Annotated in this window: 24 protein-coding genes and 1 pseudogene; 9 read left to right on the forward strand and 16 right to left on the reverse strand. The window is 71.1% G+C overall.

The features are described 5' to 3' along the window. Window positions 1-35: 35 nt before the first annotated feature. Window positions 36-2,843 carry a helix-turn-helix transcriptional regulator gene (locus ACQPZA_RS26825; protein ID WP_433274905.1) on the forward strand — a complete coding sequence of 936 codons (2,808 nt, stop codon included), beginning with the start codon at window positions 36-38 and terminating at the stop codon, window positions 2,841-2,843. A gap of 133 nt (window positions 2,844-2,976) precedes the next feature. Continuing rightward, window positions 2,977-3,810, forward strand: a complete 834-nt coding sequence (locus ACQPZA_RS26830) for an alpha/beta fold hydrolase (RefSeq protein WP_433274907.1) — start codon at window positions 2,977-2,979, stop codon at window positions 3,808-3,810. Between the two features lie 15 nt (window positions 3,811-3,825). On the opposite strand, the gene ACQPZA_RS26835 is transcribed toward ACQPZA_RS26830, so the two are convergent. Continuing rightward, entirely contained in the window at window positions 3,826-4,980 is a 1,155-nt protein-coding gene (locus tag ACQPZA_RS26835) for an MFS transporter (RefSeq protein WP_433274909.1), read from the reverse strand. A 253-nt stretch (window positions 4,981-5,233) separates the two neighbouring features. Here ACQPZA_RS26835 and ACQPZA_RS26840 point away from each other — a divergent pair, with 253 nt between their 5' ends. Then, the gene (locus tag ACQPZA_RS26840) at window positions 5,234-6,433 is read left to right on the forward strand and encodes a saccharopine dehydrogenase family protein (RefSeq protein WP_433274911.1); all 1,200 of its coding nucleotides are present in this window, start codon (window positions 5,234-5,236) and stop codon (window positions 6,431-6,433) included. 34 nt (window positions 6,434-6,467) lie between these two features. On the opposite strand, the gene ACQPZA_RS26845 is transcribed toward ACQPZA_RS26840, so the two are convergent. Beyond that, complete coding sequence (locus tag ACQPZA_RS26845; RefSeq protein ID WP_433274913.1) at window positions 6,468-7,112, reverse strand: TetR/AcrR family transcriptional regulator; 645 nt, start codon at window positions 7,110-7,112, stop codon at window positions 6,468-6,470. A gap of 129 nt (window positions 7,113-7,241) precedes the next feature. Between ACQPZA_RS26845 and ACQPZA_RS26850 the strand changes: the two genes are divergently transcribed. Then, on the forward strand, window positions 7,242-8,612 hold the full coding sequence (locus ACQPZA_RS26850; RefSeq protein ID WP_433274915.1) for an FAD-binding oxidoreductase: 1,371 nt from the start codon (window positions 7,242-7,244) through the stop codon (window positions 8,610-8,612). A 7-nt stretch (window positions 8,613-8,619) separates the two neighbouring features. Here the strand turns inward: ACQPZA_RS26850 and ACQPZA_RS26855 are convergent, their stop codons facing one another. The 4 genes from ACQPZA_RS26855 to ACQPZA_RS26870 form a co-directional block, all read right to left on the reverse strand. Then, window positions 8,620-9,591 carry an alpha/beta hydrolase gene (locus ACQPZA_RS26855; protein WP_433274917.1) on the reverse strand — a complete coding sequence of 324 codons (972 nt, stop codon included), beginning with the start codon at window positions 9,589-9,591 and terminating at the stop codon, window positions 8,620-8,622. 97 nt (window positions 9,592-9,688) lie between these two features. Beyond that, window positions 9,689-10,693, reverse strand: coding sequence for a helix-turn-helix domain-containing protein (locus ACQPZA_RS26860; RefSeq protein ID WP_433274919.1), 1,005 nt, complete (start codon window positions 10,691-10,693; stop codon window positions 9,689-9,691). Window positions 10,694-10,795: 102 nt separating this feature from the next. Next, window positions 10,796-12,424, reverse strand: a complete 1,629-nt coding sequence (gene abc-f / locus ACQPZA_RS26865) for a ribosomal protection-like ABC-F family protein (protein WP_433274921.1) — start codon at window positions 12,422-12,424, stop codon at window positions 10,796-10,798. A 298-nt stretch (window positions 12,425-12,722) separates the two neighbouring features. Beyond that, window positions 12,723-13,529 carry a phosphotransferase gene (locus ACQPZA_RS26870; RefSeq protein ID WP_433274923.1) on the reverse strand — a complete coding sequence of 269 codons (807 nt, stop codon included), beginning with the start codon at window positions 13,527-13,529 and terminating at the stop codon, window positions 12,723-12,725. 485 nt (window positions 13,530-14,014) lie between these two features. Between ACQPZA_RS26870 and ACQPZA_RS26875 the strand changes: the two genes are divergently transcribed. After that, a complete protein-coding gene (locus tag ACQPZA_RS26875) occupies window positions 14,015-14,560 on the forward strand; it encodes a sigma-70 family RNA polymerase sigma factor (RefSeq protein ID WP_433274925.1) in 546 nt (181 codons plus the stop codon). 120 nt (window positions 14,561-14,680) lie between these two features. Next, window positions 14,681-15,787, forward strand: coding sequence for a zinc-binding dehydrogenase (locus ACQPZA_RS26880; RefSeq protein ID WP_433274927.1), 1,107 nt, complete (start codon window positions 14,681-14,683; stop codon window positions 15,785-15,787). Here ACQPZA_RS26880 and ACQPZA_RS26885 read toward each other — a convergent pair. Next, window positions 15,777-16,397, reverse strand: coding sequence for a CGNR zinc finger domain-containing protein (locus ACQPZA_RS26885; protein ID WP_433274929.1), 621 nt, complete (start codon window positions 16,395-16,397; stop codon window positions 15,777-15,779). The genes ACQPZA_RS26880 and ACQPZA_RS26885 overlap by 11 nt on opposite strands. Window positions 16,398-16,472: 75 nt before the next feature. Further along, window positions 16,473-17,462, reverse strand: a complete 990-nt coding sequence (locus ACQPZA_RS26890; RefSeq protein ID WP_433274931.1) for a quinone oxidoreductase family protein — start codon at window positions 17,460-17,462, stop codon at window positions 16,473-16,475. A gap of 146 nt (window positions 17,463-17,608) precedes the next feature. Here ACQPZA_RS26890 and ACQPZA_RS26895 point away from each other — a divergent pair, with 146 nt between their 5' ends. The 3 genes from ACQPZA_RS26895 to ACQPZA_RS26905 all read left to right on the forward strand — a co-directional run bounded on the left by ACQPZA_RS26895 (window position 17,609) and on the right by ACQPZA_RS26905 (window position 19,655). Then, entirely contained in the window at window positions 17,609-18,214 is a 606-nt protein-coding gene (locus tag ACQPZA_RS26895; protein ID WP_433274933.1) for a cadmium resistance transporter, read from the forward strand. Between the two features lie 39 nt (window positions 18,215-18,253). Further along, window positions 18,254-18,571 (forward strand): hypothetical protein, encoded by a 318-nt coding sequence (locus ACQPZA_RS26900; protein WP_433274935.1) that lies wholly within the window; start codon window positions 18,254-18,256, stop codon window positions 18,569-18,571. 373 nt (window positions 18,572-18,944) lie between these two features. Continuing rightward, entirely contained in the window at window positions 18,945-19,655 is a 711-nt protein-coding gene (locus tag ACQPZA_RS26905) for a TSUP family transporter (RefSeq protein ID WP_433274937.1), read from the forward strand. 33 nt (window positions 19,656-19,688) lie between these two features. On the opposite strand, the gene ACQPZA_RS26910 is transcribed toward ACQPZA_RS26905, so the two are convergent. From ACQPZA_RS26910 to ACQPZA_RS26945, 8 genes and pseudogenes are all read right to left on the reverse strand, one after another. Further along, on the reverse strand, window positions 19,689-20,114 hold the full coding sequence (locus tag ACQPZA_RS26910) for a pyridoxamine 5'-phosphate oxidase family protein (RefSeq protein ID WP_433274939.1): 426 nt from the start codon (window positions 20,112-20,114) through the stop codon (window positions 19,689-19,691). Between the two features lie 136 nt (window positions 20,115-20,250). After that, window positions 20,251-20,841, reverse strand: coding sequence for a TetR/AcrR family transcriptional regulator (locus tag ACQPZA_RS26915; protein WP_433274941.1), 591 nt, complete (start codon window positions 20,839-20,841; stop codon window positions 20,251-20,253). 202 nt (window positions 20,842-21,043) lie between these two features. Continuing rightward, window positions 21,044-22,060: an LLM class flavin-dependent oxidoreductase gene (locus ACQPZA_RS26920; protein ID WP_433274943.1), complete on the reverse strand. Its 1,017-nt coding sequence runs from the start codon at window positions 22,058-22,060 to the stop codon at window positions 21,044-21,046. Between the two features lie 45 nt (window positions 22,061-22,105). After that, window positions 22,106-23,653, reverse strand: a complete 1,548-nt coding sequence (locus ACQPZA_RS26925; protein WP_433274945.1) for a long-chain-fatty-acid--CoA ligase — start codon at window positions 23,651-23,653, stop codon at window positions 22,106-22,108. A 479-nt stretch (window positions 23,654-24,132) separates the two neighbouring features. Next, window positions 24,133-24,642, reverse strand: coding sequence for a helix-turn-helix transcriptional regulator (locus ACQPZA_RS26930; RefSeq protein ID WP_433274947.1), 510 nt, complete (start codon window positions 24,640-24,642; stop codon window positions 24,133-24,135). Window positions 24,643-24,662: 20 nt separating this feature from the next. After that, window positions 24,663-24,821 (reverse strand): hypothetical protein, encoded by a 159-nt coding sequence (locus tag ACQPZA_RS26935; RefSeq protein ID WP_433274949.1) that lies wholly within the window; start codon window positions 24,819-24,821, stop codon window positions 24,663-24,665. Window positions 24,822-24,910: 89 nt separating this feature from the next. Further along, window positions 24,911-25,207 (reverse strand): annotated as a pseudogene (locus ACQPZA_RS26940) (ATP-binding protein); the annotation flags it as partial. Between the two features lie 65 nt (window positions 25,208-25,272). After that, window positions 25,273-26,160 carry an aminoglycoside phosphotransferase family protein gene (locus ACQPZA_RS26945; RefSeq protein ID WP_169395567.1) on the reverse strand — a complete coding sequence of 296 codons (888 nt, stop codon included), beginning with the start codon at window positions 26,158-26,160 and terminating at the stop codon, window positions 25,273-25,275. Window positions 26,161-26,208 lie beyond the last annotated feature (48 nt).

A 26,208-nucleotide genomic window follows, 5' to 3' on the forward strand; every position in this document is an offset into this window, starting at 1 on the left:
GGCCCCCATCTCCAGCCGACCGCCGCGACCGCACCGTGAGCGTCCTGCGTTCCGCTGAGCTGGTCGGGCGCGACGCGGAGTGGCAGTCGGGCCTGGCCGCACTCGCACGGCTGGAGCAGGGGCACGGCGGCCTGCTGGTGCTGGCCGGGGAGGCCGGGATCGGCAAGTCCCGGCTGGCCGCCGACCTGGCGGAGCGGGCCGCGGAGCGCGGCGTGGCGGTACTGCGCGGGCGTGCCGTCCACGGCGGTGGGGCGCAGGCCTACCGTCCCCTCGCCGGGGCCGCCTCGCAGGCACTGCGCACCAGGCCGCTCGACGAGGCCGGCGGGGCCGCCGTACAGGCCGGGCTGGCGGCCCTCCTGCCCGGCCTGGTGCCGGGCCCGAGGGCCGCGCTCTCGCCCCTGCTGGTGGCCGAGACCATGCTGCGTCTGAGCCGGGCGCTCGACTCGGGTTCCGGTGTGCTCGTCGTCCTGGAGGACCTGCACTGGGCCGACTCGGAGACGCTCGCGGTCCTGGACTACCTCGCCGACTACCTGCACGAGGAGCCGCTGCTCCTGCTGGCCACGACCCGCACCGACGACGTGGCGGCAGGCCGGTTCGACGAGTGGGCCCGGCGCCCGGCCGCCGCGGTCCTGCACCTCGGACGCCTGAGCCTCACCGACGTTCAGCGGCTGGCCAGGGCCTGTGCCCCCGACCGGGAGCTGCCCGACGACGTGGTCGAGATGGTGGTCTCCCGCAGTGACGGGATCCCCTTCCTCGTGGAGGAGCTGCTGGCGAACGGCTCGGGTGCGGTCCCGCTGTCCTTCGCGCACAGCGTGGCCACCCGCCTAGACGAGCTGGGTCGCCCGGCAGCCGACGTGCTGCAGGCCGCGTCGGTGCTGGGCCGCGACGTCGACTGGTCCCTCGTCCGGGACGCGGTGGGCCTGTCCGACGGCGTGGTGCTGGATGCGCTGTCGCGGGCGATCAGGTGTCAGGTCGTCGAGGAGACCACCGACGGCCAGCTCCGTTTCCGGCACGCGCTCACGCGGGAGGCGATCTGCGCGACGATGCCGCGCCCTCGCCTCGTCGAGCTGGCGGCCCAGCTCCTCGACCGCCTCCTGCTCCATCCCGTCACTGCCGACCGCTTGGCCCAGTGCGCCGAGCTCGCCCTCGTCGCCGGCCGTCCGGAGGACGCCTGCCGCCATCTCGTCGACCAGGCCGAGTCGGCGCTCGCCAGCGGTGCCGTGTCCACCGCGCTCACCGCGGCGCGCCGCGCCCGGGAGCTCGTCGACCCCGGGACGCCCGCCGGGATCGCGGCCACCTGGACGCTCGTGCGGGCGCTCGACGCGGCCGGCCACACCGCGTCGGTCGACCGGCTGGGCACGCAGCTCCTGGCGGCCGTCCCGGCGTATCCCGACGGCCCCTACCGGGCCGCGCAGCTGCAGCTGGTGCTCGCCCGGGCCGCCTCGCGGGCGATGGACCCCGTCGCCGCGCGGGGGTTCTGCGAGTCCGCGCTGCGCACTGCAGATCTCGACCGCGGGCTCGAACTGAGCCTGCACCTGACGCTCGCCGAGATCTCGTTCGACGCCCAGGACCACGACGTGGCCGTACGGCAGGCCACAGCCGCGCTGGCGGAGGCCGACGGCGGCGGGGGCTGCGCGGAAATCGCCTGCTCGGCGCTGGATCTCCTGGGGCGGTACCACATGCTGGTCGCCCACGAGCTCACCATCGGGCGCCACTACCTCGGTGAGGAGCTGCGCCGCGCCCGCCGCGCGGGACTGGACCTCGTCGAGCTCCGCGCGCTGCACCAGCTGGCCCATCTGGACGTCGCGATGCTGCGCGACGGCGCGAACCTGGACGAGGCCTCCGCGTTGGCCGAACGGATCGGCGGCCTCACCATCTCCGTCGACCTCGAGCAGCTGCGTGCCGTCACCGCGCTCACCGCGCACCGCCTCGACCGCGCCGAGGAGTACGGCCGGTGCGCTCTCGCCGCCTCCCGCCGTTACCAGCTCGGCGAGCAGTCGGCGGTGCTCACCGGCGTGCTCGCCACCGTCGAGGCGATGCAGGGCCGGGCGGTGGACGCCGCCCGGCGCATCGCTGCGGAGCTGGCGCAGCGGCAGCACAGCCCGCACGTCGAGGCCGCGATCGTGGGCGCGCCGACGGTGTTCTCCGCGCTCGTCGACGACGACCTCGCCGCGGCGCTCGGGGCGGTGCAGCGGACCCGTGCGCTGCTGCCCCGGCACGACATGATCGTCCAACCGTTCTTCCTGGGCATGTTCCACGGCGTCGCCGCTGTGGTCGTGGCAGCGTCCGGCGCCGGGGAACTGGTGGTGGGGCGCGACTGGGTGGACATCGACGACAGCTTCATGGCCGGCAGCTTCGCCGTGGCCCGGGCGATCGTGGCCGGCCGAGGCGGAGACGCCGCACGGGCCGAGCAGCTCTTCGCCCGCGGTGACGCGGAGCTTGCCGGTGCGCCCTGGATCCGTGCCGTCTTCCGCCGCCATGCCGCCGAGGCGGCGCTGCGGGACCGGTGGGGGGACCCGCAGCGGCTGCTGGCCGAGGCGGCCGAGGTCTTCATCGCCTCCGGCGACCACCGGCTGGCCCGCGCCACGGCCGCACTCGCCGGCAAGGCTGCGCCCTTCCCCGACCTCCCGGGGCTGACGAGCCGGGAGTCGGACGTGCTGTCCCTGGTGAGTACGGGGATGACCAACCAGCAGATCGCCGACCGGCTGCTCCTGTCCCCGCGCACCGTCGAGAAGCACGTGGAGCGGCTACGGGCGAAGACCGGCACCGCCAACCGCACCGAGCTCGCCGCGCTCGCGCTCACCTCGGCCGGGGGTCGGGCCCGCGCCGCCGCCGGCGGGTAGATCTACCCACCGCACGCCGCCGGTGCCCGGTGCGGCGCCGGATGAACCATCGTGGTTTCACCGCTGTGCGCTCCCCCGGCGACGGCAGACGATCAAGGCCATCTCTGATCGCACTGCCCGAGGAGCACCACCCGTGGCCGGGACCTTCACGACGAACGACGGCGCAACCCTGCGCTACACGACCACCGGAGCCGGGGAACCCGTCGTCTTCGTACACGGCTGGCTGCTCAGCTCACGGTTCTGGGAGCCGATCACCGCGCAGCTGCCCGGGCATCTGCGGGTGACCTACGACCACCGTGGTCACGGCGCCTCCGCCGACGCGGCCGCCGGGTGGCATCTGCACCGGCTGGCGTTCGACCTGCACGAGCTCCTCGAACACCTGGACCTGCACGACGTGACGCTGGTGGGCCATTCGATGGGCTGCGTGGTGACGTGGGCCTACCACGAGCTGTTCGGTCCGGCGAGGTTGCGGAAGCTGGTGCTCGTCGACCAGGCTCCGACCGTCTGCCACGATCCTGAGGAGGACGCGCAGGCCCGCGCCCGCACCGGGTCGGTGCTCACCGACGAGGAGCTCGCGGGTCTCGTGCACGCCATCGGCGACCCGGAGACGCATGAGGGCGCCGTGGAGCAGTTCTTCTCCGGGATGGTCACCCCGAACTTCTCCGACGCGGCCATGCGCGACCTGCTCGCCGTGACCGGCCGTCCTGGCGCGGCCTTCTCCGCAGCGCTCGTCGCGGACTTCGGCCGGCAGGACTGGCGTCGCGAGATCCGGCGGATCACCCTGCCCACCCTCGTCATCGCCGGCCGCGAGAGCCCCCTGCCGTGGGCCGGTTCCCGCTGGGTCGCCGACCACATCCCGGGGGCTCGGCTGGAGGTCGTCGAGGGCGCCGACGGCGGCTCGCACATGCTCATCGTCGAGGCGGACAAGCGCGTGGCCGAACTCCTGGCGACGTTCCTCGCCGAGTGACCCTCCGGGTCGGCGTCACCGCCGCCGGCCGGCGGCCGCGTCGTCCAGCGCCGGGGCCAGGAAGAGGACAGCGACGACGAGGGCACCGGCGCAGGCCAGGGCGAGCCGGTACCCGAACGCCGCGGCGAGCGGGCCGACGAGAACCGGCCCGACGAGGAACCCGAGATAGCCGCAGGTGGCGATGGCCGAGACGGCGCGGCCCGGGTTGTCCGGCTGCTTCCGCGCGGCGCTGCTCCAGGCCAGGGGAACGATCGCGGCGAGGCCGAGCCCGACCACGCCGAACCCGAGGACACCCACCCCGGCCACCGGGACCGCGATGACCAGCCCGAAGCCCAGCAGGGCGACGAGCGTCGCCCCGCGCATGACGACGACGATCCCGATCCGCCCGCTGAGCCGGTCGGCCACGAGCCGGACCGCGATCATGGCGATCGAGAAGGCGAAGAAGCCGAGGGACGCGACGGCGTGCGACGCGTCGGTGACGGTGGTGAGGTAGACCGCGCTCCAGTCGTTGACGGTGCCTTCGGCGAGGAACCCGCAGAACACGATGACCCCCACCGGGATCAGGCCCCTGCCCGGCAGCGCGAAGGGCGACTCCCCCTGACCCTGGTCCGGCCCCGCCAGGAAACCCCGGGTGGTGGCGGCCAGCGCGACCAGCAGCAGGACCGCGCCCGCGACGGGGAAGTGCGCCGCCACCGGCACCCGCTGGGCGGCCAGTACTGCCGCGACCCCGGAGCCCGCGAGCCCCCCGATGTTCCAGAACGCGTGGAAGCTCGCGAAGATCGGCCGTCCGTAGGCCTGCTCCACCCGAGCCGCGTGGGCGTTCATCGAGACGTCGAGCAGGCTGTTGCCGATCCCCAGCACCACCAGCGCCGCGACGAACCCCTCCAGGTTCGGGGCGAAGGCGACGAGCGGCAGGCCGACGCACAGGATCGTCGCTCCGACGAGGGCTCCCGCGCGGCTGCCGATCATGGTGATCAGCGGTCCCGCAGCGAGCAGGGTGACGACGGAACCGGCGGCCAGCCCGAACAGGCCCACCGCGAGCCCCCCGGGACCCAGCCCGAGGTCCGCCTGCACGGCCGGCACGCGGGCCGCCCACGTCGCGAAGGCGGCACCACAGGCGGCGAAGACCACCGAGACGCCGACCCGAGCCCGGAGCGGTTCGGCTGTCACCGGTGAAACGATAGTGATCAGCACTCGCCGTCGGAGCGGGGCGGTACCCCGGCCCCCCACCCGCGAGTCGCCCGCTCCGGCCCCGCGAGTCGCCCGCTTCGCGTGCGCGAGTCGCCCGCTCCCGACCCGCGAGTCGCCCGGTTCGCGTGCGCGAGTCGCCCGCTCCCAACCCGCGAGTCGCCCGGACCCGACCCCCGGCACGAGCCGCCCCGCTGCCCGATTCGCACGTCCTGCTGCTACTAGTCTCCTCGGCGTGATTGCTGCCGGCGCGTCCAGTCAGGCCGACCTCGACCTCGTCGTCTGGGGAGCCACCGGGTTCACGGGCCGGCTCGTCGCCGAACGCCTGGTGAGCCACGGCCAGGGTCTCCGGTGGGGGCTCGCCGGGCGGGACGTGGAGGCGTTGCACCGCCTGCGCGAGAAGATCGGTGCTCCTGCGGACACCCCGCTCCTCGTCGCCGACGCCCACGACGCCGAGTCCCTGCGCGCGCTCGTGTCGCGCACCCGTGTGGTGCTCAGCACCGTCGGTCCCTTCCTCCGGCACGGCTCGCTGCTGGTCGACCTGTGCGCGGCGAGCGGCACCGACTACGTCGACATCAACGGCGAGCCCCTCTGGGTCCGCGACATGATCGACCGCTTCGAGTCCGACGCCCGCCGTACCGGCGCCCGGATCGTCTTCTCCTGCGGGTTCGACTCACTGCCCTTCGAACTGGGCGTGCACGTGCTGGAGACGCAGGCGCGGAAGCGGTGGGACGCCCCGCTCCCCCGGGTGAGCAGCCGGATCGCCTTCACCGACGTCGGCGGGTTCACCGCAGGCACCGTCTCCACCCTCGTCGCGTCCGCCGACGCGGCGCGGGCAGACCACGCGACCGGCGCGCTGGCGGCCGACCCGTTCCTGCTGACAGGCGGCTTCCGGGGGCCGCAACAGCCGCGGCCGACCGGGCCGGAGTTCGACGACCGGCTGGGGATGTGGGCCGCACCCTGGGTGATGGCGTCGATCAACGAGGCCAACCTGCACCGCTCGAACGCGCTGCAGGGGCACGCCTGGGGCGAGGACTTCACCTACGACGAGATGATGCTCGCCGGTCCGGGAGAGGCGGGACGGGAGATCGCCGAGGGGATCACGGAGGTGATGGCGGCGATCGTGGCGCCTCGGGTGGCCGGCGCGCCTGCGATCGACCAGGCCGGTCCGGTGGTCGGCGGAGCGCCCTCCTACAAGGTCCTGGTGCTCGGCACGGACGCCGACGGGCACCGGATGACGGCCACCGTCTCCGGGGAGGGCGACCCCGGCTCCGACGCGGCCGCCGCGATGGCCCTCGAAGCCGCCCGCTGTGTGCTCCACGACCTCCCCGACGCACCGGGTGGCATGTGGACCCCCGGAGCGCTCGCCCCGGCCCAGATCGCTGCCCGGCTGATCGAGAACGGCGTGCTGACCTTCTCCGCGTTCGCCCGCTGAGGAACGGCACCTCCGCGGCGCCGGGCCGAACGCCTCATTCCGAGGCGACCTCCTTGAGGAGCGCTCGACGGGCGGCGTCGCGCAGCCATTCCTCGGCCTTCTGATAGGACCACCCGTTGTCGTCGACCAGGGTGAAGAACCCGGCGTACCCGAAGTAGAACCACAGGATGTCCAACGCCTCCTCGACGGTCAGCCCGTCGCGGAGGGCGCCGAGGTCGGCGAGGCGCTGCGCCGCGAGCAAGGTGCCGTCGCGATAGCGGGCCGTGCCCGTGGCGAGGCCTTCCGCCGCCGTGGCGTCATGCGGGGCTGCCGCGATGACGAGGCGCATGATGTCGCCGTAGTCCTGGCGCATGCTCCTGGTCAGTGCGGCGAGGAAACGCAGGAGCTCCTCCGGGTCGTCGAGCTTCGCGATCTCCGCCCGGGCCTCGGCGACCACAGGCGCGTCGGACCACTCGTCGACGAGCGTCCTGAGCAACCCCTGCTTGCCGCCGGTGACGGCGTAGACCGTGGCAGGCGCGACGCGGGCGGTCGCCGCGATCTCGTCCACTTTCGTCGCGAAGTAGCCCTTCTCGCTGAAGAGCGTCCGCGCCGCAGCGACGATCGCGCGCCTGGTCGTCTCGGCGTACTCCGCCCGGCGAGTCACGCGGCCGGGGCGGGCACTGCCGGTCGACTGCGTCACAGGACGCACCTTACCGCTCTTCTCATCAGAGTTTCACTCTGATCGATATAGAGTCGATCCAGTAAGAAGACTGTGTACGTGGCAGAGCTGTCACGTCGGCGCGCCGCTGCCGCGGCACGAGGAGGAACGATGAGTACGAACGAGCCCGCGGTGTCCGCGGTGAAGGACCTGTCAGGGCAGCTCGACCCGGACCGGGTGCTGGTCTCGGGCCCTTCGTACGACGAAGCCCGGGGGCTCTGGAACGGTGCCGTGCAGGACCGACCAGCGCTGATCGTGCGGGCCGAGACAGCCGCCGAGGTCCAGGCCGCGGTCCGGGCCGCACGCGATCACGGGCTGCCGCTGTCGGTGCGCGGGGGCGGCCACGACTGGGCCGGCCGTGCGTTGCGGCCCGACGGCCTGGTCATCGACCTGACGCTCATGCGGGAGGTCACGGTCGACGCCGGAGCGCGGGTCGCCACCGTAGCGGGCGGCGCCACCGCGCGGGACGTCATCGCTGCCGCCGCTCCCTCCGGGCTGGCGGCCGCCACCGGCGCGTCCGGCGCGGTCGGCATGGCCGGCCTCACGCTCGGGGGCGGCTACGGCCCGTTGGGCGGCCGCGTCGGCCTGGCGCTGGACAACCTGCTCGGTGCGGACGTGGTCCTCGCCGACGGGCGCTCGGTCACCACCGACTCCGAGCACGAGCCCGAGCTGTTCTGGGCGCTCCGCGGCGGTGGGGGCAACTTCGGCGTCGTGACGTCGATGCGGGTGCGGCTGCACCCGCTCGACCGGGTGCTGGCGGGGTTCATCCTGTTTCCCTGGGAACAGGCCACCGACGTGCTCCTCGGCCTGAACGAGGTGCTCGCCGGGTGCACCGACGAGCTCACGGTGCAGACCGGGGTCCTGTCCGGCCCGGACGGCAGCCTCATGGCGCTCGTGTCACCGGCCTGGAGCGGCGACCTCGCCCAGGGCGCGGGCGTCATCGACGAGCTGGAACGGCTGGGTACTCCCCTCATGTCGCAGGTCGGACCCATCACCTACGGCGAAGCCATATCGCTGCAGGACCCCTTCATCATCCCCGGCAGCCACTACGCGATCCGCACGCGCACCGTGGCCGGCCACAGCCCGGAGGTCGTCTCGGCGGTCGTCGACGGCGGCACGGCCAAGACCTCGCCGCTGTCCGCCATCCTGCTCCACCACTTCCACGGCGCCGCGGCGCGCGTGCCGCTCGACAGCACCGCCTTCGGCATCCGCCGAGACCACCTCATGGTCGAGATCATCGCGGCGTGGGGGCCGGACGATGCCGACGGCGACCGTCACGCGGCATGGGCCGACTCGGTCTCCTCCGCGCTGGCGCCGCACGCCATCCCCGGCGGCTACCCGGGCATGCTCGCCTCCGACGCCGACGAGCAGATCGCGCACGCCTACGGCTCCAACGCTGCGCGGCTGCGCGCGGCCAAGACCCGCTTCGACCCGGACGGGATCTTCGCCGCCATCCCCCTCCCGCCCGCGTCGGGCGGCTGAGGGCCACTCATTCGGCCAGTACGCGACGTAGCCAGTTCACCCGGGCAGCGCGCGCCTCGCGCGACATCGGGGCCGCGGGGACCACGCCGTCGAAGCCGTGGCAACCACCGGGCCAGACGTGCAGCTCGGCCTGGCCGCCCGCCTGCCAGATGCGGGACGCGTAGTCGACGGACTCGTCGCGGAAGGTCTCGACGGAGCCGGCCTCGATGAACGCCGACGGCAGCCCGGAGAGGTCGGTGGCGCGGGCCGGTGCGGCGTACGCCGAGACGTCCGGTCCGCCCGCGGCCGGGCCGAGCAGCGACGACCATCCGGTGGCGTTGGAGACGCTGTCCCAGACGCCTTCGCCGACGAGCTCGGTGCTCGACGGGGTGAGGGCGCGGTCGTCGATCATCGGGCACATCAGAAGCTGCCCCCGCACCCGCGGGCCGCCACGGTCCCGGGCGGCCAGGGCGGTGGCGGCGGCAAGGCCCGCTCCGGCGCTGCCCCCGGCGATCACCATCCGGTCGGGGTCGATCCCCAGCCCGGCGGCGTGCTCGCCGAGCCACGCCAGGCCGGCGTAGCAGTCCTCGACGGGCGCCGGGTGCGGGTGTTCCGGCGCGAGGCGGTACTCGACGCTGACCGCCACCATCGGGATCGCCGCCATCCACTCCAGCACCCCGTCGATACCGGTGCGGTGGTTGCCGGCCACCATCCCGCCGCCGTGGATGAAGTACAGACCGGGGAGAGCCACAGCCGGGTCGCGGTCCGTCGGGCGCAGGACGAGCAGCGCCACGTCGGGGTCACCTGCGCGCCCGGGCACCGTCAGCTCTTCGGCATGCACGTGCCGCCGGATCTCGTCCAGGCCCATCGCGTAGCCGGCATCGGTCATCTCGCGCAGCAGGCCGATCAGATCCGGGGTGATGGACGACGGCAGTGCCCCGTTGACCGCCACCAGCGCGGCGGCCACCTCCGGATCGAACGGCGGGTGCACCTTCGTCATGTCCTGCTCCTCATCGTCCGGACGCTAGGCGGTCGGACGACGTGGTCCGTAGCCGTCGCACGGCGGCTGTTCCCCGCCGACTGGCGGGCTGCCGGCCCTACCAGCGGTTTCGCCGCAGCCGCCGGAGCGCCAGGGCCACCGTGAGCCGGGTCCGGCCGAGCGCGGTGGCGACCGGGTAACCCAGCGCCCGGTCGAGCAGCTCCACCCGGCCCTGGACCGTGGAGTGATGCACGTGGAGGGCGGCCGCCGCACCTCGGAGGCTGGCCTCGGCCGTCACGGCGGTGAGGGTGTCGAGCGCCCACGGGTGCGCCGAGATGACGCGGTCGAGCAGGGCCGTCTCGGCGACCGCGGCCGGTGAGTCACAACCCTCCGCGAGCGCCAGCATCCCGCCCAGGGCAGCGGCATCGACATGTGCGGGCCCGGGTTCGTCCGCAGCGCAGGTGAACCGCAGGGCGAGCCGGGCCTGCTGGTAGGACGACGGAAGGTCCCGCAGCTCGACGGGCGGACCGGCCGCGGAGCATCGCGTCCGGGGTGCGCCGCGCCGGCCTGCCGGTTCGATCGTGACGTCGAGCTCGCCGAGCCGCGTCGTGAGTGTCCGGCGGTGCCCCGGCGCGGCACCGATGCCGACCGTCACGACGAACACTCCGTCCACCGGCAGTCCGAGGCGCCGGGCCGCGGCGGCGCGGGCGCTCTCGTCGACGGCGGCGTCCACCAGCAGCTCGACGGAGGCCGGGTCGGCCATCGGCGCGTCCGACCAGGTGCGGTCCAGCACGATCCGGACCGTGGTCGCGAGGCGCTCGACGAGGATCGCGTCGAGCTCCATCCGGGCCGTGCCGGTTCCGTCACCGGACCGTTCCAGCCAGACGACGGCGTCGTCGCGGCCGGACGACACCGGCACGGTGGCGCCGGTGGGCTCGCCGTCGGCCCGCCGCCCGTCGGGAAGGACCCGGATCCGCAGGCGGCGTGCGCGATCGGCCATGCCGGCCGGACAGCCGGCGAGCACCGCCGCGGCCCGGACGATCGCCTCCAGACCGGCGCGCGCGTCGACGAGCGCGTCGAAGTGAGCGATCACCTGGAGCGCCGCCCCGGCGTCAGGATCCACGGAACGCAACCGCCCGGCGAGCTCACGCACTCCGGCCCCTCCCGTCACATCTGCACCGGGCCGGTCGGCCACCGGCCGATGCGGCCTCGGTGCTCGCCCGGCTCACTCGCCTGCGGGGGCGCCGGTCTCGGCCAACCGCCCCCCGGACAGCCGGAGCCAGCGGTCGACCCTGATCTGCGAGAGGAACCGTTCGTCGTGGCTGACCACCACGAGTGCGCCCTCGTAGCCGTCGAGCGCGCTCTCCAACTGTCCCACGCTGAGCAGGTCGAGGTTGTTGGTCGGCTCGTCCAGCAGCAGCAGTTGTGGCGCGGGCTCGGAGTAGAGGATGCAGGCGAGCGTCGCCCGCAGCCGCTCGCCACCGGAGAGGACCCGGGCCGGGAGGCGGATCCGCGATCCCCGGAACAGGAACCGGGCCAGCAGGTGCATCAGCTCCGCGTCCGGCATCTCCGGCGCGAAGGCGCGCAGGTTCTCCGCCACCGTGCGGTCGGGATCGAGCAGGTCCAGCCGTTGCGACAGGTGGGCGACCCGCCCCTCCGCACGCCGCACGGCACCGCTCTCCGGCTCCAGGTCACCGCCGACGACACGCAGCAGCGTGGACTTGCCGGAGCCGTTCGGACCGAGCAGCCCGATCCGCTCCGGGCCCCGGATCGTCAGGTCGGCACCTGTGAAGATCGCCCGGTCGCCGTAGCGGGCCTGCATCCCCCTGCCCTCGAACACCGTCCTCCCGGCGGGAACCCGGGTGCCGGGCAGTGCCAGCGCGATCTTCTGCTCGTCGCGCAGGACGAGGCCCGCCTCGTCGAGCTTCGCCCTCGCGTCGCTGACCCGCTGCGAGTGCAGGTCGTTGGCCTTTCCGGCCGACTCCTGCGCCCGGCGCTGGTGGTTCCCGGCATGGAGCCGGGAGAGGCCGGCGGACTTGATGGTGCGGGATGCGTTGCCGGCCCGTCGAGCGGCACGTTCGCGCGCGGTCTGCAGCTCCCGCTTCTCCCGCTTCAGACCCTGTTCGGCGGTGCGAATGTTCTTCTCCGCGACCTCCCGGGCGGAGCGCACCGCCTCCTCGTAGTCGGTGTAGTTCCCGCCGTAAAAACGGATCTCCGCCCGGTCGAGCTCGGCGATGCGGTCCATCCGGTCCAGCAGCGCGCGGTCGTGGCTGACCAGGAACAGCAGGCCCTTCCAGTCCTCGAGGACGCCATAGAGCTTGCGGCGCGCGTCGATATCCAGGTTGTTCGTGGGCTCGTCGAGGAGCAGGACGTCGGGCTGGCGGAGCAGTTGCGCCGCCAGCCCGAGGGACATGGCCTGCCCGCCGCTGAGCGTCCGGAGGCGGCGGTCGAGCACGACATGGCCGAGACCGAGCCGGTCGAGTTCGGCGAGAGCACGTTCCTCGATGTCCCAGTCGGCGCCGACGGTGGTGAAGTGCTCCTCGGCGGCGTCGCCGGACTCGATCGCGCGCAGGGCGTCCAGCACCGGGGCGATTCCCAGCACCTCGGCCACGCTGAGGTCGCCGGTCAGCGGAAGCGTCTGCGGAAGGTAACCGAGCACGCCCTCGACGGAGACGGATCCACCGAGGGGCCGGTATTCGCCGGCGATCAGCTTGAGCAGCGTGCTCTTGCCCGCACCGTTGGGTGCGACCAGACCGGTGCGGCCACTGCCCACGCTGAAGGAGAGGTTGTCGAAGACCGGGGTGTCGTCAGGCCAGGAGAAGGTGACGTTCGAGCAGACGATGACGTCGGACATGAAAAGACTTTCGGGTTCGGCGCAGGTACGCAGAAGGCACACCTGGCGGCGGGCAGGAAGGCTCGACAAAAGGGGCAAGCCGCCGACACCAACAGCGCAGCGCGCGGGTGCCGATGGCGTCACACTCCGGGCTCACCCGGAGATGTCGTCGCCTTCTCCGCCTGTCATGCCGAACTCCGCTTCACGATCACGAGTGGCCCGATGCACAGGTCCACCTGAACCTGCCGGGAGGCTACCAGGCCGGGTGAGCCGGGATCTGTGATCCGGCCGACGGTCGCGGCCCCACCACACCCGGCCTTCAGGAAAGCAGCTGCAGAAGCCGCTCTGCCTGCCCGTCGACACTGCCGACCGGGTTGCGATCACGACCTGGGGCGCCGGGGAGCAACATGATCAGCCAGTACAGCGCCAGCAGCCTCCGCGCCTGCTGGGCGCGGCGTGCCTCATCGGAGTCGAGCGCGAGGTGCCGGAGCAGCGCATCCCCGTCGAGGACACCACCGATCCCGCAAGCCACATGCTCGACGAGATCAGCGACCTCGAATGCACGGTCGGTGCCACCGGAATCCTCGAAGTCGACAACAGCACAACGCGTACCATCCCAGAGAAAATTGGCGATATTGCCGTCCCCGTTCCCGAGAACCGGCCGGACCTCCTGCTCGCAGAGCCGGGCGACGTCGGCCGAGGAGAGCCAGTCGGCGCCGAGCACAAGTGCACGACGAATCGCCGGTCCGAGTCCGGGCGGCCGATGCTCCACCCGCTTCCGCAACTCCTGCACCGCCTCCGGCACGTACCACAGGCGCCGCGGGAGCATGTCGACCTCGCATGTGGGCACAGCGGCATGGAGGCGGTCCAACGCTGCTGCCACTGCCACCACCTGATGCTCATCGAGAGGCCGTCCTCCGAGTGACGCACCGGCAAGTCGCGACATGACGATCACCGGACGGCCGTGGTCGTCGATGCGCCGCAACGGGCAGGGCGCAAGGCCGGACGCATGCCTCTCGAGCAGGTGCAGCGCGCGCCATTCCCGATCCGGTTCGCCTCGCGCCCAGGTCCGATAGCGCTTGATGACCTCTACGTCACCGATCTCTGTCTCATGGGTCGACGCCATGGCGGGACGCTAGCGCGGACTGCAACGGAAAATCCTGACCGAAGGGGGAGGCGAAGGTGCGCAATTCACTTCTCCGCGGCAGTGTTGCAGTCGCGGGTGCAAGGTCTCCTGGCAGCGCTACTACTAGCGGCAGCGCCACCTTTGCACCATACGATCCAAATCGTACGATGCCCATATGGAAATAACGGCTCTCACGGTCACAAGGAGCAGATCTGCTCCCGAGGAACCGGAACCGTGAAACCATCCGGGGCTCACAATCAGAACGATCAGGCGAATACCGTCGAAAGTCCCGCCGGGCGAGCCTGAGCCGGCGACCGGGTCGCCCGCCCGCGCCGTTTCGCCGCTCCGGGCAACCGCGGCGCGGCCTCGTCCCATCCAGCCGCGCACGCGTGCGGCGACAAACCCGCAATCCGACGAGCTCGGACCGCGATACCGCCTCGCCTCGCGGCCGAACCTCGACCACCACCAAGGGAGAGCACCGCAACATGAGTCGCGACCAGGACCCTGCACAACCAGTGCTCGGCCCGAAGGAGGCGGATGTCTTCGCCCGAGCGCTCTACGACTGCGTGGCCGGCCCCTTGTTCACGTTCGTCCTGCGCCTGACCCGAGACCACGCGCTCGCCGAGGACGTCGTGCAAGAAGCACTGGTACGCGCCTGGCGCCGAGCCGACCGCATCGATCTCGGCCCGGACAACCTGCGTGCCTGGCTGTTCACGGTCGCCCGCAACATCGTCACGGACACCTGGCGCGCCTACGCCACCCGCCCGGTGCTCACATCCAACGACCACGTACTACAGGCGATCCCCGCGGACGACGAGATCGAGCAGATCCTGGAGCGCTGGGTGCTGCTCGACGCCCTCAACAGACTCACCAGCAAACACCGCGACGTACTCGTGGCGGTCTACTACCAGGACAGTTCGATCGCCGAGACCGCGCGACGGCTCGGCGTTCCCCCCGGCACCGTGAAATCACGTACCCACCACGCGCTCCGCGCCCTACGCCTCGTACTGCAGGACGCGAAGGCGGCGTGACGCGCCACGGCTGGTTGGACGCCGCGGGGCGGGCCGATCCCGAGCACGCCGAGATCCCCGACCTAGCATGAAGCGACCCCGATATCCCCGGCGCCGGACCTGACGTGAAGAGGAACCATCGTGATCTCCGCAGTCGTGATGCCCGGACCCGGGGCGCCGCTCGAGTTGCGCGAGTTCGACCGGCCCGATCCCGAACCGGGCGGGGTACTGCTGAGGACACTCGGCAGCGAGGTCTGCGGAACGGATGCGCACCTGTGGAAGGGCCAGCTCGCCGGTGTGCCGTACCCGATCATCCCGGGGCACGTCAGTGTCGGTCAGATCGCCGAGATCGGTCCGGTGGACGCATCGGCGCCACCCCCGACGGACGTGTCAGGGGCGCCGCTGGTGGTGGGCCAGATCGTGACGTTCCTCGACGTGTACGGCACGTGCGGCCGGTGCTGGTACTGCACCGTCGGGCACGCCACGACGCGGTGCCCGGCACGGAAGGTCTACGGCGTGACCCTCTCCGCGGACGACGGCCTGCTCGGGGGCTGGTCGGAGTACATCTACCTGCGGCCTGGCGTGCATGTGGTCCCCCTGCCTGCCGAGTTGCACTGGCGCGCTTTCCTGGCAGGTGGCTGCGGAATGCCCACCGCGCTGCACGCGGTGACTCTCGGCGAGATCGCGTTCGGTGACACCGTCGTCGTCCAGGGCGCCGGACCCGTCGGTCTGTGCGCCGCCGTCCTCGCTCAACTTCGGGGCGCCGGGTCGGTGATCGTCGTCGGAGGTCCCGAGCTCAGGTTGGACGCGGCGACCCGGTTCGGAGCCGACGCCGTGATCGACATCGGCTCGACCACCCCGCAGGAGCGGCTCGCGACGATCCGGGAGATGACCGGGGGACGCGGAGCGGATGTCACGATCGAGGCGACGGGAGCGCCGGCGGCGGTGCCCGAAGGGATGCGGCTCACCCGCGACGCCGGACGCTACGTCGTCGTCGGGCAGTACACCGACGCCGGTGACGCCGGCTTCAACCCCCACCTGGACCTCAACCAGAAGCACCTGGACATCCGCGGATGCTGGGGCAGCGATGTGGGGCACGTCCATCGCGCGGTTCGGGTGATGGCGCGCTACGCGCAGCAGTTCCCCTGGACCGAGCTCATCAGCCGGGAGTACGCCCTCGACGACGCCCAGACCGCGCTCGAGGACGTCGCCGCACAGCGCGTGGTGAAGGCGCTCATCATTCCGTGACCGGCGCGGGCCGGTCGGCGGTCTGCGCCCGCTGCCGAGCACGATAGGCGCGGAGGTTCGTCGCGTTGCCGCAGACCCGCACGTCGTGCCAGACGCCGGTCTTGTTGCGGGAACGGTCGAAGAAGGCGCACGCGCAGCGTTCGTTGCGGCAGATCTTCAGACGCCGCAGGGCGTCGGTCTGCTGCGCCTCGAAGCACTCGATCAAGGCAAGCGAGGCCACCCGCCTCCAGCCCGTGCCGGCCGCCTCGGTGGTGATCGTGCCGCTCTCGTCGACCCGCACGGACGCGGCCATGGAGGGGAACGCCGGCGATCCCGGGCCGGGTGATGCTCCGTCGCCCTGCCTGGCGAGCATGCGGCGCAGGCTCCCGCGGAAGTCGTGCAGCGACTCGCGGTCCCGGTCGTCCAGTTCCACCACCGGCGCTCGTCGCCCGGTGGCCCGACTCCATCCGGACAGTGCGGCGTCCAGCCACACCTGGGCGGCACCGAGGTCCTCCAGCCAGTCCGGCTTCCGCGGTTTTCCTGCGGAGAACGTGTTGAGCAGGTCCTGGACGAACGCCAGTCCGCCGGGTGCCGCGTCCATCCCGTAGCGGTCCGTTGCCGACCACGTCATGCGGACACCCCTCGTAGATCGATGACAGACCAGGACAGAGCCATAACCATTATGACTCTTCTCCGATTCGGGGCGTCAGAGTGCGAGCAGGACCCGGCCGAACGGTCCGCCTTCGGCAAGGTCGCGCTGCGCCGCTGCCGCCTCCTCCAGCGGGAAGACGCGCGCGACCACCGGGTGGAGAGCGCCCCGGGCGAGCATGTCGAGCAGGGCGGTGTCGGCCGCGGTGACCTGCTCGGCAGTGAAGAGGGCGAAGCGGAACCCGTGGATGTGGGCGTTCTTCCAGATCAGGTCGGTGACGTTCACGGTGGCCTGCATGCCGCCGGCGTAGCCGATGCTGATCAGTGTGCCGCCGACGGCCAGTGAGCCCAGAGCCTCCCCGGTGACCGCTCCCCCGACACCGTCCAGGACCACGTCCACACCCGTGCCGCCGGTGAGCCGGGCGACGCCGTCGCGCAGCGACTCCCGGGTGAGGTCGATGACCTCGTACCCCGCGGCCCGCCCCTGTTCGGCCTTCTCCGTGCTGGTGGCGGTGGTGATGGCGAGCGAGGCGCCGAGTTCGCGGGCGACCTCGACCCCACCCTGGCCGACCGCGCCTCCCACACCGGGAGCGAGGACGCTCCGGCCCGCCCGGAAACCGGCCAGCTCGGTCAGGGCCAGGTAGGCGGTGAGATAGCCGGCGCCGGTGGTGAGCGCCGCGGCCGTCACGTCGTCGATCGCATCCGGGACCGGGACCAGGTGGGCCGGGTCGACGGCGACGAGGTCGGCCCAGGTGCCGTCGTCGCTCACGCCGTAACGGCCACCGCTCAGCACCACCCGGGTCCCCGCGGCGAGCCCGGCGACGCCCGGCTCCTGCACGACCCCCACCCCGAAGCCACCTGGCCGGATCGGCAGCGGCTTGTGCAGGGCCGGGGCCAGCTTGCCCGACCGCACGGTCTCGTCCAGCGGGTTGACCCCCGCGACGGTCATGCGGACGACCACCCGCCCGGGGGAGGCGACCGGCTCGGGCACCTCCACGAGTTCGAGGACGTCGTAGCTACCGAAACGGTCGTACTGGACGGCACGCATCGTCTGGTCTCCTTCGCTGATCGGGCTCACGCGATCAATTCGACAGAACCGTATCGCTTTAGTCTCTGTCTGACAGCATGCTGCTCATCACGTCTCACCCCCACAGCTACCGTGCGCAGGGTCGTCAGGAGCCGGAGGAGCGCGTGATGCTGGGTCTGGTCGGCCAGGCAGCAGGAATGTTCGCGGTCACCAACATCGACGACGTCCTCGTCCTGGCGCTCTTCTTCGGGCGCGCCGCAGGCCACCGCGGGGGTGCGACCCGTGTGGTGATCGGCCAGTACCTCGGTTTCGCCGCGATCCTGGCGGTGTCGATCGTGGGAGCCCTCGGGGCCGGCCTGCTTCCGGACGCGGTCATCCCCTACCTGGGCCTGCTGCCACTCCTGCTCGGCATGCGCGCCGCCTGGCAGGCCTGGCGGCACCGCGACGACGCCGAGGACGCCGAGGACGAAGTGGCATCCGACGGCACGGGCGGCCCGTCGATCCTCACCGTCGCCGCGGTCACGCTGGCGAACGGCGGCGACAACATCGGGGTCTACGTCCCCGTCCTCACCGCCACCGGCAACGGCGGCCTCGTCGTCTACGGCGTCGTCTTCCTCGTCCTGGTGGCGGTCTGGTGCGCCCTGGGCCGGTTCTTCGCGACCCGGCCGCTCGTCGCTCGTGCCCTGAGCAGGTGGGGGCACATCCTGCTCCCCGTCGTCCTGATCGGGATCGGACTCGTGATCCTCGTCGAGGGCGGGGCCTTCGGGCTCTGAGCTTCCGGGAGGAGTCGGAGCTCACCCATGCTGACGGGCATGGCAACCGAAGGGACGGTCCGGGCCTGGGACACCGGGGCGGGGTGGGGGATCGTCGACTCCGCTTCGACCCCCGGCGGGTGTTGGACGCATTTCAGCCACATCGCTGTCCCGGGGTTCCGCAACCTCGAGCCGGGGCAGCTCGTCGATCTGGAATGGGAGCCCGCGCAGCAGGACGGCTACGCCTTCCGTGCCGTCCGCGTCCGCCCGTGGGGCCGACAGCCCGACGAACCTCCCGCTGACCACAGCACCGCTGATGACGGGAGCGCCTACCGAAGCGCCGTGACCATCACGCTGGACGGGCATCCGCCCGACTGACACCGACCCGAGCTCAGGCGACGGCGGCCGACGACACCGCGCAGGCGGGGCCGGTGATCGTTGCGAGATCCGGTCCTTCGCCCTGAGAAGGGCCGAAACCCGGATCTCGCGGCAATCACGAGACCCAGGCGGGCGACTCGGCCACGCAAAACGGGCGACTCGCGCGGGGGAAGTGGGCGACTCGCGGGGGCGGGGCGGTGGGCGGGATCGCGGCATCGTGCCTGCTGGGTGGCGTCGGAGCCATACTGGTCGGTGTGCCTGTGCCGCCGTGGAATCCCGCGTGGGAGCCGCTCCGCCTCGCCGGGCCGGCCCGGATCACCGTCGTGACGACCGGTCGGCACCGCCGTGCGCCACACCGAGCGAGGGACTCCGGGTGACCACGGGCCTTCTCGTGGCCACGGCGTTCCTGGTCGTCCTCGCCGCCTTCGTCCAGGGCGCCACCGGGTTCGGCTTCGCGCTGATCGTCGCGCCGGTGATCGGCCTGATCGAGCCGCACCTGCTCCCGGTGGTGCTCCTCGTTCTCATGATCCCGCTCAACGTGTACGTCGCCTGCCGCGAACGGCACGCCATCGACTTCCGCGGCGCGGGGTGGATCACCGCGGGACGCGTCGCCGGGACGGCGGTCGGCCTGTGGGTCCTGGCGGCGGTGTCGACCGGCGGCCTCAGCCTGCTCATCGGCGGGTCCACCGTGCTCGCCGCCCTGGTGTCGCTACTCGCTCCGTCGTTCGTGCCGGGCCGGGGGGCGCTGGTCGCCGTGGGTGCGGTCACCGGCGTGACCGAGACGGCCACCGGTGTCGGCGGGCCGCCGCTGGCGCTGGTCCATCAGCACCGGCCGGCGCCGGTACTGCGGTCCACCGTCGCGGTCTGCTTCGTCATCGGCGAAGTCCTCTCGCTCGGGCTGCTCGCCGCCACCAGCAAGGTGAACGCACACCAGATCCGAACGGCGCTGCTGCTCCTGCCCGCCCTCGCCGTCGGCGCCCTGCTCAGCCGCACCGTTCACCGCCGTGTCGACGGACCGCTCATGCGCACGCTCGTGCTCGGGTTCGCGATCATCTCCGGCATCCTCTTGCTCGTGACGGGCTGACCTCTCGATCGACCTTCGGCGCGCGAGTGGCGCTCAGGCCTTGCCGTAGTCCGTGCTCAGCCACTTCTCGGGGCGCATCCGGACGAGCAGCGAACTCGCGCCGAGGTTGTCCTTCACCCAGCGCACAGCCTCGTCCTCGGGCAGGTAGCGGCTCGCGATGCCGAGAGCCTGCTCCTCGGTGGGGGCCTGGTCGAGCGCGACGATCGGACCTTCGGCCGTGACGTACTTGTAGGGCGGCGTCTCGACCTGGGCGCAGATGCTGAAGCGGCCCGCCTCCCGGAACAGGCGTTCCTTCACCGATCCGCGATCGATCCAGATCAGCAGGTCACCGCCGGGTTCGTAGTCGTACCAGACCGGCACGGCGAGCGGGGCCCGCTCGGGGCGGTTCACCGCCACCACGCCGACGTGCACTCCGGCCAGGAACTCCTGGCGCTCCTGGGCGGTCATGGCAAACGACATCGCTACCCCTCGAACAGGACTCGGAGGACAAATACCCCAGGGGCAACGTCTACAGCATCCGGCTCATTCCACTGGCCCGGCGACCTGCCCGCGGCGTCCGTGACTCATGCGGGTGGGTCGACGGCGTCCCGGACCGTCAGTGTCCTGCCCGCAGCAGGTAGGCGCGTGCACTGTCCAGGATCTCGTCGGACAGCGGGTCACCCGCGGTGCCGCGAGCCAGATGGAGGGCCCCGACGAGAGTGCACAGCGTCAGAATGTGATCACGGCGCGCGGCAGCGGCGTCGTCGTCATCGAACCCGGCGAGCACCTCGATGAACCGGCGTACACCTTCCACGTAGGCCGCCCGCAGCGGGCTCGTCGGTTCCTCCCGGGCCACATCACTGCCGAACGCGGTGGAGGGGCAGCTCGAGCCGGGAAAATCCCGAGATTCGGCCGATAGGTAGAAATCGGCGAGCTCCTGGCGAGCACGCTCGCGATCATCGCGATGCTGATCAACGAACCCGGCCATGGTTCCCAGCGTCTCGCTGAAAGCCTCGCCGATGGCTTCGGCGGCCAGGGCGTCCTTCGAGTCGAACTGACGATAGAAGCCGCCAGTCGTCAGTCCCACCTCAGCCATGATCTCAGCAACGCTCACCCCTTCGAGCCCACGCTCCCTGAGCAGTCGAGCGGCAGCCGCCACCACCTGCTCGCGGTGCTGATCCGCCACGGCCCGTGACACCCGACCCATCAGAACTCCTCTCCTCGTGTCGCCATACATCATGATTATCATCTACCTGGTCCGCTGTCGTGATCGTGTGGCGCAGGCGATACTCGTCCGGATCAGCCAGATGCACGATTCGCCCGGCCGTCACCGCGCCACAGGCAGGCGGTGGGCCCGAGACCCGGGGCGCCGTCCCCGACGGTCCGGCACGGGTGGGAAGTCTCGAGGATCACGCAAGAGGCGCGAGAGCGCGAAGACGAGGCATGATCATCTCACCGATGCGCTTGAACGACTGAATCATCTGCTCATGGTCGCCGACTATGTGGCGCACCAGTACGTCGTCGAAGCCGAGTGCTCGGTAGTCCTCGAGCTGTTCTGTGACCGTACTCGCAGAACCCACCAACAGCTGGTCCCGACTACCGCCACGGTAACCTTCGGAAAGAATCTCGGAGACCACCCGCTCTGCCTCGCGATCGGATTCGCCCACATAGATGTCACGGCGCAGAACCGGGAGAGCCGGGCGACCGTGGCGGGCCGCCGCTTCCCGGTAGGTATCGAGTTGTTCCACGAGCTCGCCGCGAGTCACGTTCTGTCCCGTCAGCCAGCCGTCCCCGAGTCGCCCGGCCCGCTCGGCAGCCGCGCGCACGGTACCCGCCAGCCAGATCGAAACCGGTATGCGAGGAGAGGGACCGGTCCGGACGGCGTCCAACTGGCAGTAGCGCCCCTCGATCGTCGTGGCCTCCCCGGCAAGCAGTCCACGCAGAGCGCGCACCGTCTCCTCGAGGCGGACAATACGGCTGCGCTCTTCCATACCGAACGCCGCGAACTGGCGCTCGTTCTCACCGAGCGCCAACGTCGCGACCAATGGTCCTTGGGCGAAGGCCGCCAAGGTCCCGATCTGCTCGGCCAGCACTATCGGATGATAGAAGGGGGCGAGGAACACCGCACCCAGCGGCATCGAGCCCGTCGTCGCCATCAGACGTCCCAGGGTCGGGATCGGCGAGAAGGAATTCGCATAGGTCGGTGGCACTGCATGGTGATCCCCGACGATCAACATATCGAGATCTGCGTCGCGGACAGCGGCAGCGACATCGACCAGGTTGGCGGCCTGCGTCTCGGTCGAAATCGCCCCCATGGGCCGCTCGATGAAGCCGCCCGGAGGCAGTGCATCCAGCATCTCCCGGAATGTGGCGAAGGTGGTCGAGGATACGGGGAAGAGGAAACGCAGAGACGTGCCGAGCTTCACTGGACAACTCCACTTCGAGAGCAGGAAGATGGGTCCCGGGGGCTCCTACGATTCCCGTGACGAGTATCGCGCGCGCAGCTCGTTCTTGAGGACCTTGCCGGCGCCGGACAGGGGCAGCGTGTCGACGAATGCCACAGTGCGGGGCGCCTTGTAGCCGGCGATGAACTGCTTGACGTGTTCGCGCAGTACCTCGACATCGGGCCGATCATCACCAGCCGGCACGATAACCGCGTGCACGCGCTCACCCCAGTCCTCGTCGGGCAGGCCCACCACCGCGCAGGACTTCACCGCCGGGTGTGAGCTGAGCGCGTTCTCCACCTCTGCAGAGTAGATGTTCTCGCCCCCGGAAATTATCATGTCCTTGATCCGGTCGACGATGAACACGTATCCTTCCTCATCCATGTAACCGGCGTCGCCGGTGTGCATCCAGTCATTTCGCAGCACATCGGCAGTCATGGCGAGGAGGTCCCAGTATCCCCGCATCACGCTTGCGCCACGGCAGATGATCTGACCGATACCACCTCGCGGCAGTTCCCGATCCTGCTCGTCGACCACGAGCACCTCACAATGGGGTGCCGCCCGGCCGACCGAACGGCGCAGGCGGGCATCCGCATGGTCCTCATGGGAGAGGACCGTGATCACCGGCCCCAGTTCGGTCATCGCGTAAACCTGGGTGAACTCCGTGGTGGGCATCCGATTCATGGCCCGCTGCAGGACCGACTCGGATATCGGCGACGCGCTGTAGGTCAGTCTCTGCAAGCTCGACAGGTCCGCATCCGCGGCGTCCTCGGAATCAACCAGCAGCTGTATCATGGTCGGCACCAGCAGCGTGTCGGTGACATCGTACTGTTCGATTGCTTTCGCCACCCCGGCAGGAGTGAAGCGGGGCACGTACACGTGTGTCCGGCCCAACGTCATGGATTCCGTCCAGGGTGCGCACCCGGCGATATGGAACATCGGAGCGACATGCAAGACGCGCCCGCCGGAAAGTGAGCCGCCCGGCACCCGCTGCCGGGTCGCCTCCATCCCGAATGCCGACGCGAGGATGTTGGCGTGACTGAGCATCACACCTTTCGAACGTCCGGTGGTGCCGCCGGTGTAGAAGATTCCAGCCAACGCATTGCCACCACGACGCGCATCAGGAACAGGATCGTACTTCGCGATGAGCGCTTCCATGCTCAACGCGCCCTCGGGCACCGGCCCGGAACCGATGTGGATGACCGTCCGCAGCAGCGGTACGACGTCGTGGAGCTGAGGGACGATCGAGGTGAACGCGTCGTCCACCAGCAGTACCTGAGTGTCGCAGTCACGCAGCGAATAGCCGATCTCCACCACGCTCCACCTGGTGTTCACCGGGTTCATGATCGCGTCCGCCCAGGGCACTGCCAGTAAGTACTCATGGTAGATGTCCGAGTTGTGGGCGAGGATTCCCACTCGGTCATCGGTCCGCACTCCGACGGCTTTGAGTGCCGCAGCGAGACGAGCCACCCGCTCCCCCGACTCGGCCCAGGTCCGCACCCGATCGCCGAAGATCGTCGCCGGCCGCCCTGGAGTCCGTTGAACAGCGCGGTGAAGACCTTGCGTCAAATACATGACTCTCCCTCGATGTGTTCCCGGAAAGCGCGCGCACGCTCGTGGACGCCTCAGGCGGCCAAGTTTAGATTATCGTCCACATCTAAAGATCGCTGGTGGCGGGTGGTGCATCTCACGCGGAGCGGGCCGGAGTCCAGCGGGAGCGCGAGGAGCCGCGGCAAGTGGACCGACCGGGCGCCTTCACGGTCGAGGGCGCGGTGGTGGCGAGGTCCCGGAAGTGCGGTCACCACCTGCACGTCCGGGATCCCGGCACCTGCCGGCAAGCCGGCCGTCGACCACACATTCGCCGACGGCGTCCTGCGGGTGCGGAGCGCGGCCCTCTGGCCACGACCTGACACCGAACTTCGCTGGGCACAGGCAACTGACCGCTGACCCCTCCGACAGCGTGCGACTGCCCGCGAAGACATCTCCCGTCCCGGGTCGATCATGTGGGCACCGCATCCTCCTGCACCCCACCATCACCTCCTTCCGCAGACGAATCACGAAACCCGTCGCTGGGCCCGCGAGGTGATCTGAAGCTTCGGGAACACCTGCGAGAGGTGCGCACCGACGGTTCGATGCGATACGTACAGCCGCTGCCCGATCTCCCGGTTCGTCAGCCCCGTGGCGGCGAGCTGGGCGATCTGCAGCTCTTGCGGAGTGAGCCGGTCGACCGCCGAGCTCCGGCGTGTTCCGCTCTGCTCGCCCGCGGCCCGCAGGTCGCGTCGCGCCCGCTCGCCCCACGGCACGGCGCCCAGCGCGTCGAACGCGTCACGCGCCGAGCGCAGCGGTGGCCGCGACTCCGCCACCCGGCGTCGACGGCGCAGCCACTCGCCGAACGTGAGTTCCGTGTACGCGCGGAGGAATGGCTGGGCGTGGACCGCCTGGAGGGCCTGAGCGAACCGGGACTCGGCCTGCTCGCCATCGGCCAGCAGTGCACGTGCCAGGCGCAGTCCCGCATGCAGCGACGGCGCGGTGGTCACCGTCGCCGCGTGTTCGAGACCGGCCACGATCCCGGCTGCCGCGGTGTTCAGGTCGACGAGGTGCGCGGCGCTCCAGGCCTGGGCCGCGAGTGCACGGGCGAGCAGTCGAAGGCGCCGACCAGCACCGCGGCGGTGCCGAGCAGGCGTTCGGCCTGGGCGTCGAGCATCGACCCAGCGGCGAGGCGGCGAGACCGGTCGATGACCACCGCGCCTCGCTCGATCGGCGCAGGTCGAGTGCGGCCAGTGCGACGAGGAAAACGTCTACGACGGTGCCCTCGTCGAGGCCGAGTGCGGCGCGCAGCGCGTCACGCTGGCGCGGCGGGAGCAGGTCGATGTCCCGGCGGACGGGCCGCAGCAACTGGTGGAGGCCGGCGAAGTGCAGGTGCGCCTCCGACTCGATGCCGACGGTCGTCAACACCCGCAGGCCCATGTCGGATGCTCGTTCGGCCAGCTCGGCGAGCAGCGCCGACTTTCCGATGCCCGCCTCACCTCGGAGCAGCACGGCGCCGCCGCCGATGCCGACCCCCTCCAGGAGCCCCTCGAGCCGGCGAAGCTCCTCCTCGCGGCCGATCAGGCTCACACCACCCACCACCAGAGTTCGCCGTTACCGGAGTCACCCATCGCCCCCCGATGTGACGCCTTCCGTCCGTGCATGCCTCATATCTGACGGAGGAGCCGATCAAGTGTGCGGCGCCCCAGGCGGCTCAGCGGCGGACTCGACGTGACGTAGTACCAGACCAAGCCCATGGCCTGCTGGAACGCCCATGCCATGCCCCGGGACCACTCGATGTCACCAGAGCCCAGCGCCTTCCGCAGTTCTGCTCGTGGTCCGTGGTCGAGGAGGTGCCACGCGGCCACCAGATCAAGAGCGGGATCGGCCGGGCCGAACCCGCCACCGTCCAGGACCCCGGTGAGGCGCCCGTTGTCGACCAGCACGTTGCCGGGAATGAGGTCACCGTGTGACATCACGTCGGCCCCGGCCCGGGGCAGTTGTCTGAACTCGCTCCACAACTGTTGTAGCGGCTCGACGTCCAGCAGCCCGGCGGATTTCCGGAAGCACGTCTGCATCCACTCGTCGTGGTCTTTCAGGTTGCCGCCGCGGTGGGTTCCGGAAAACGTGCGCCCTCGCGTGTCCGTTGCGCGGAGTGCGCCGATGAAGCAGGCAAGATCGCGAGCGAAAGCCTCGGAACCACTGGGGTCGTCGTCCGACGCCACGCGACCGTGGACCCAGGTCTGGACCGTCCACGGCAAGGGGTAGCCCTCTCCGGGGTGACCGAGCGCGACCGGTTCAGGCGTCGGAACCGGGCTGCACCGTGCCAGTTCACGAGCCGCGGAGGCCTCGGCCACCAACCGGCGTCGGGTCTCGTCCGGATCCAGTGCACGCAGCGGGAAACGGGCGGCGAGTTCGTCGCCGACACGGTAGATCGCATGAACGGTGCCATCGGCGGCGACCGCACGGATCGGCAGGTGCCGCCACTGCGGAAACTGATCGGTGATCAGCCGGTGAGCGACCGCGGGAGCTACCCGCACCTCGTCGCTGTGCATCACGTGGGCAAGTATCGCGAAGACGACCGGACGGCACGTCCGATTTCG

The organism is Pseudonocardia xinjiangensis, assembly GCF_050948425.1.
Classification (GTDB): Bacteria; Actinomycetota; Actinomycetes; order Mycobacteriales; family Pseudonocardiaceae; genus Pseudonocardia; species Pseudonocardia xinjiangensis.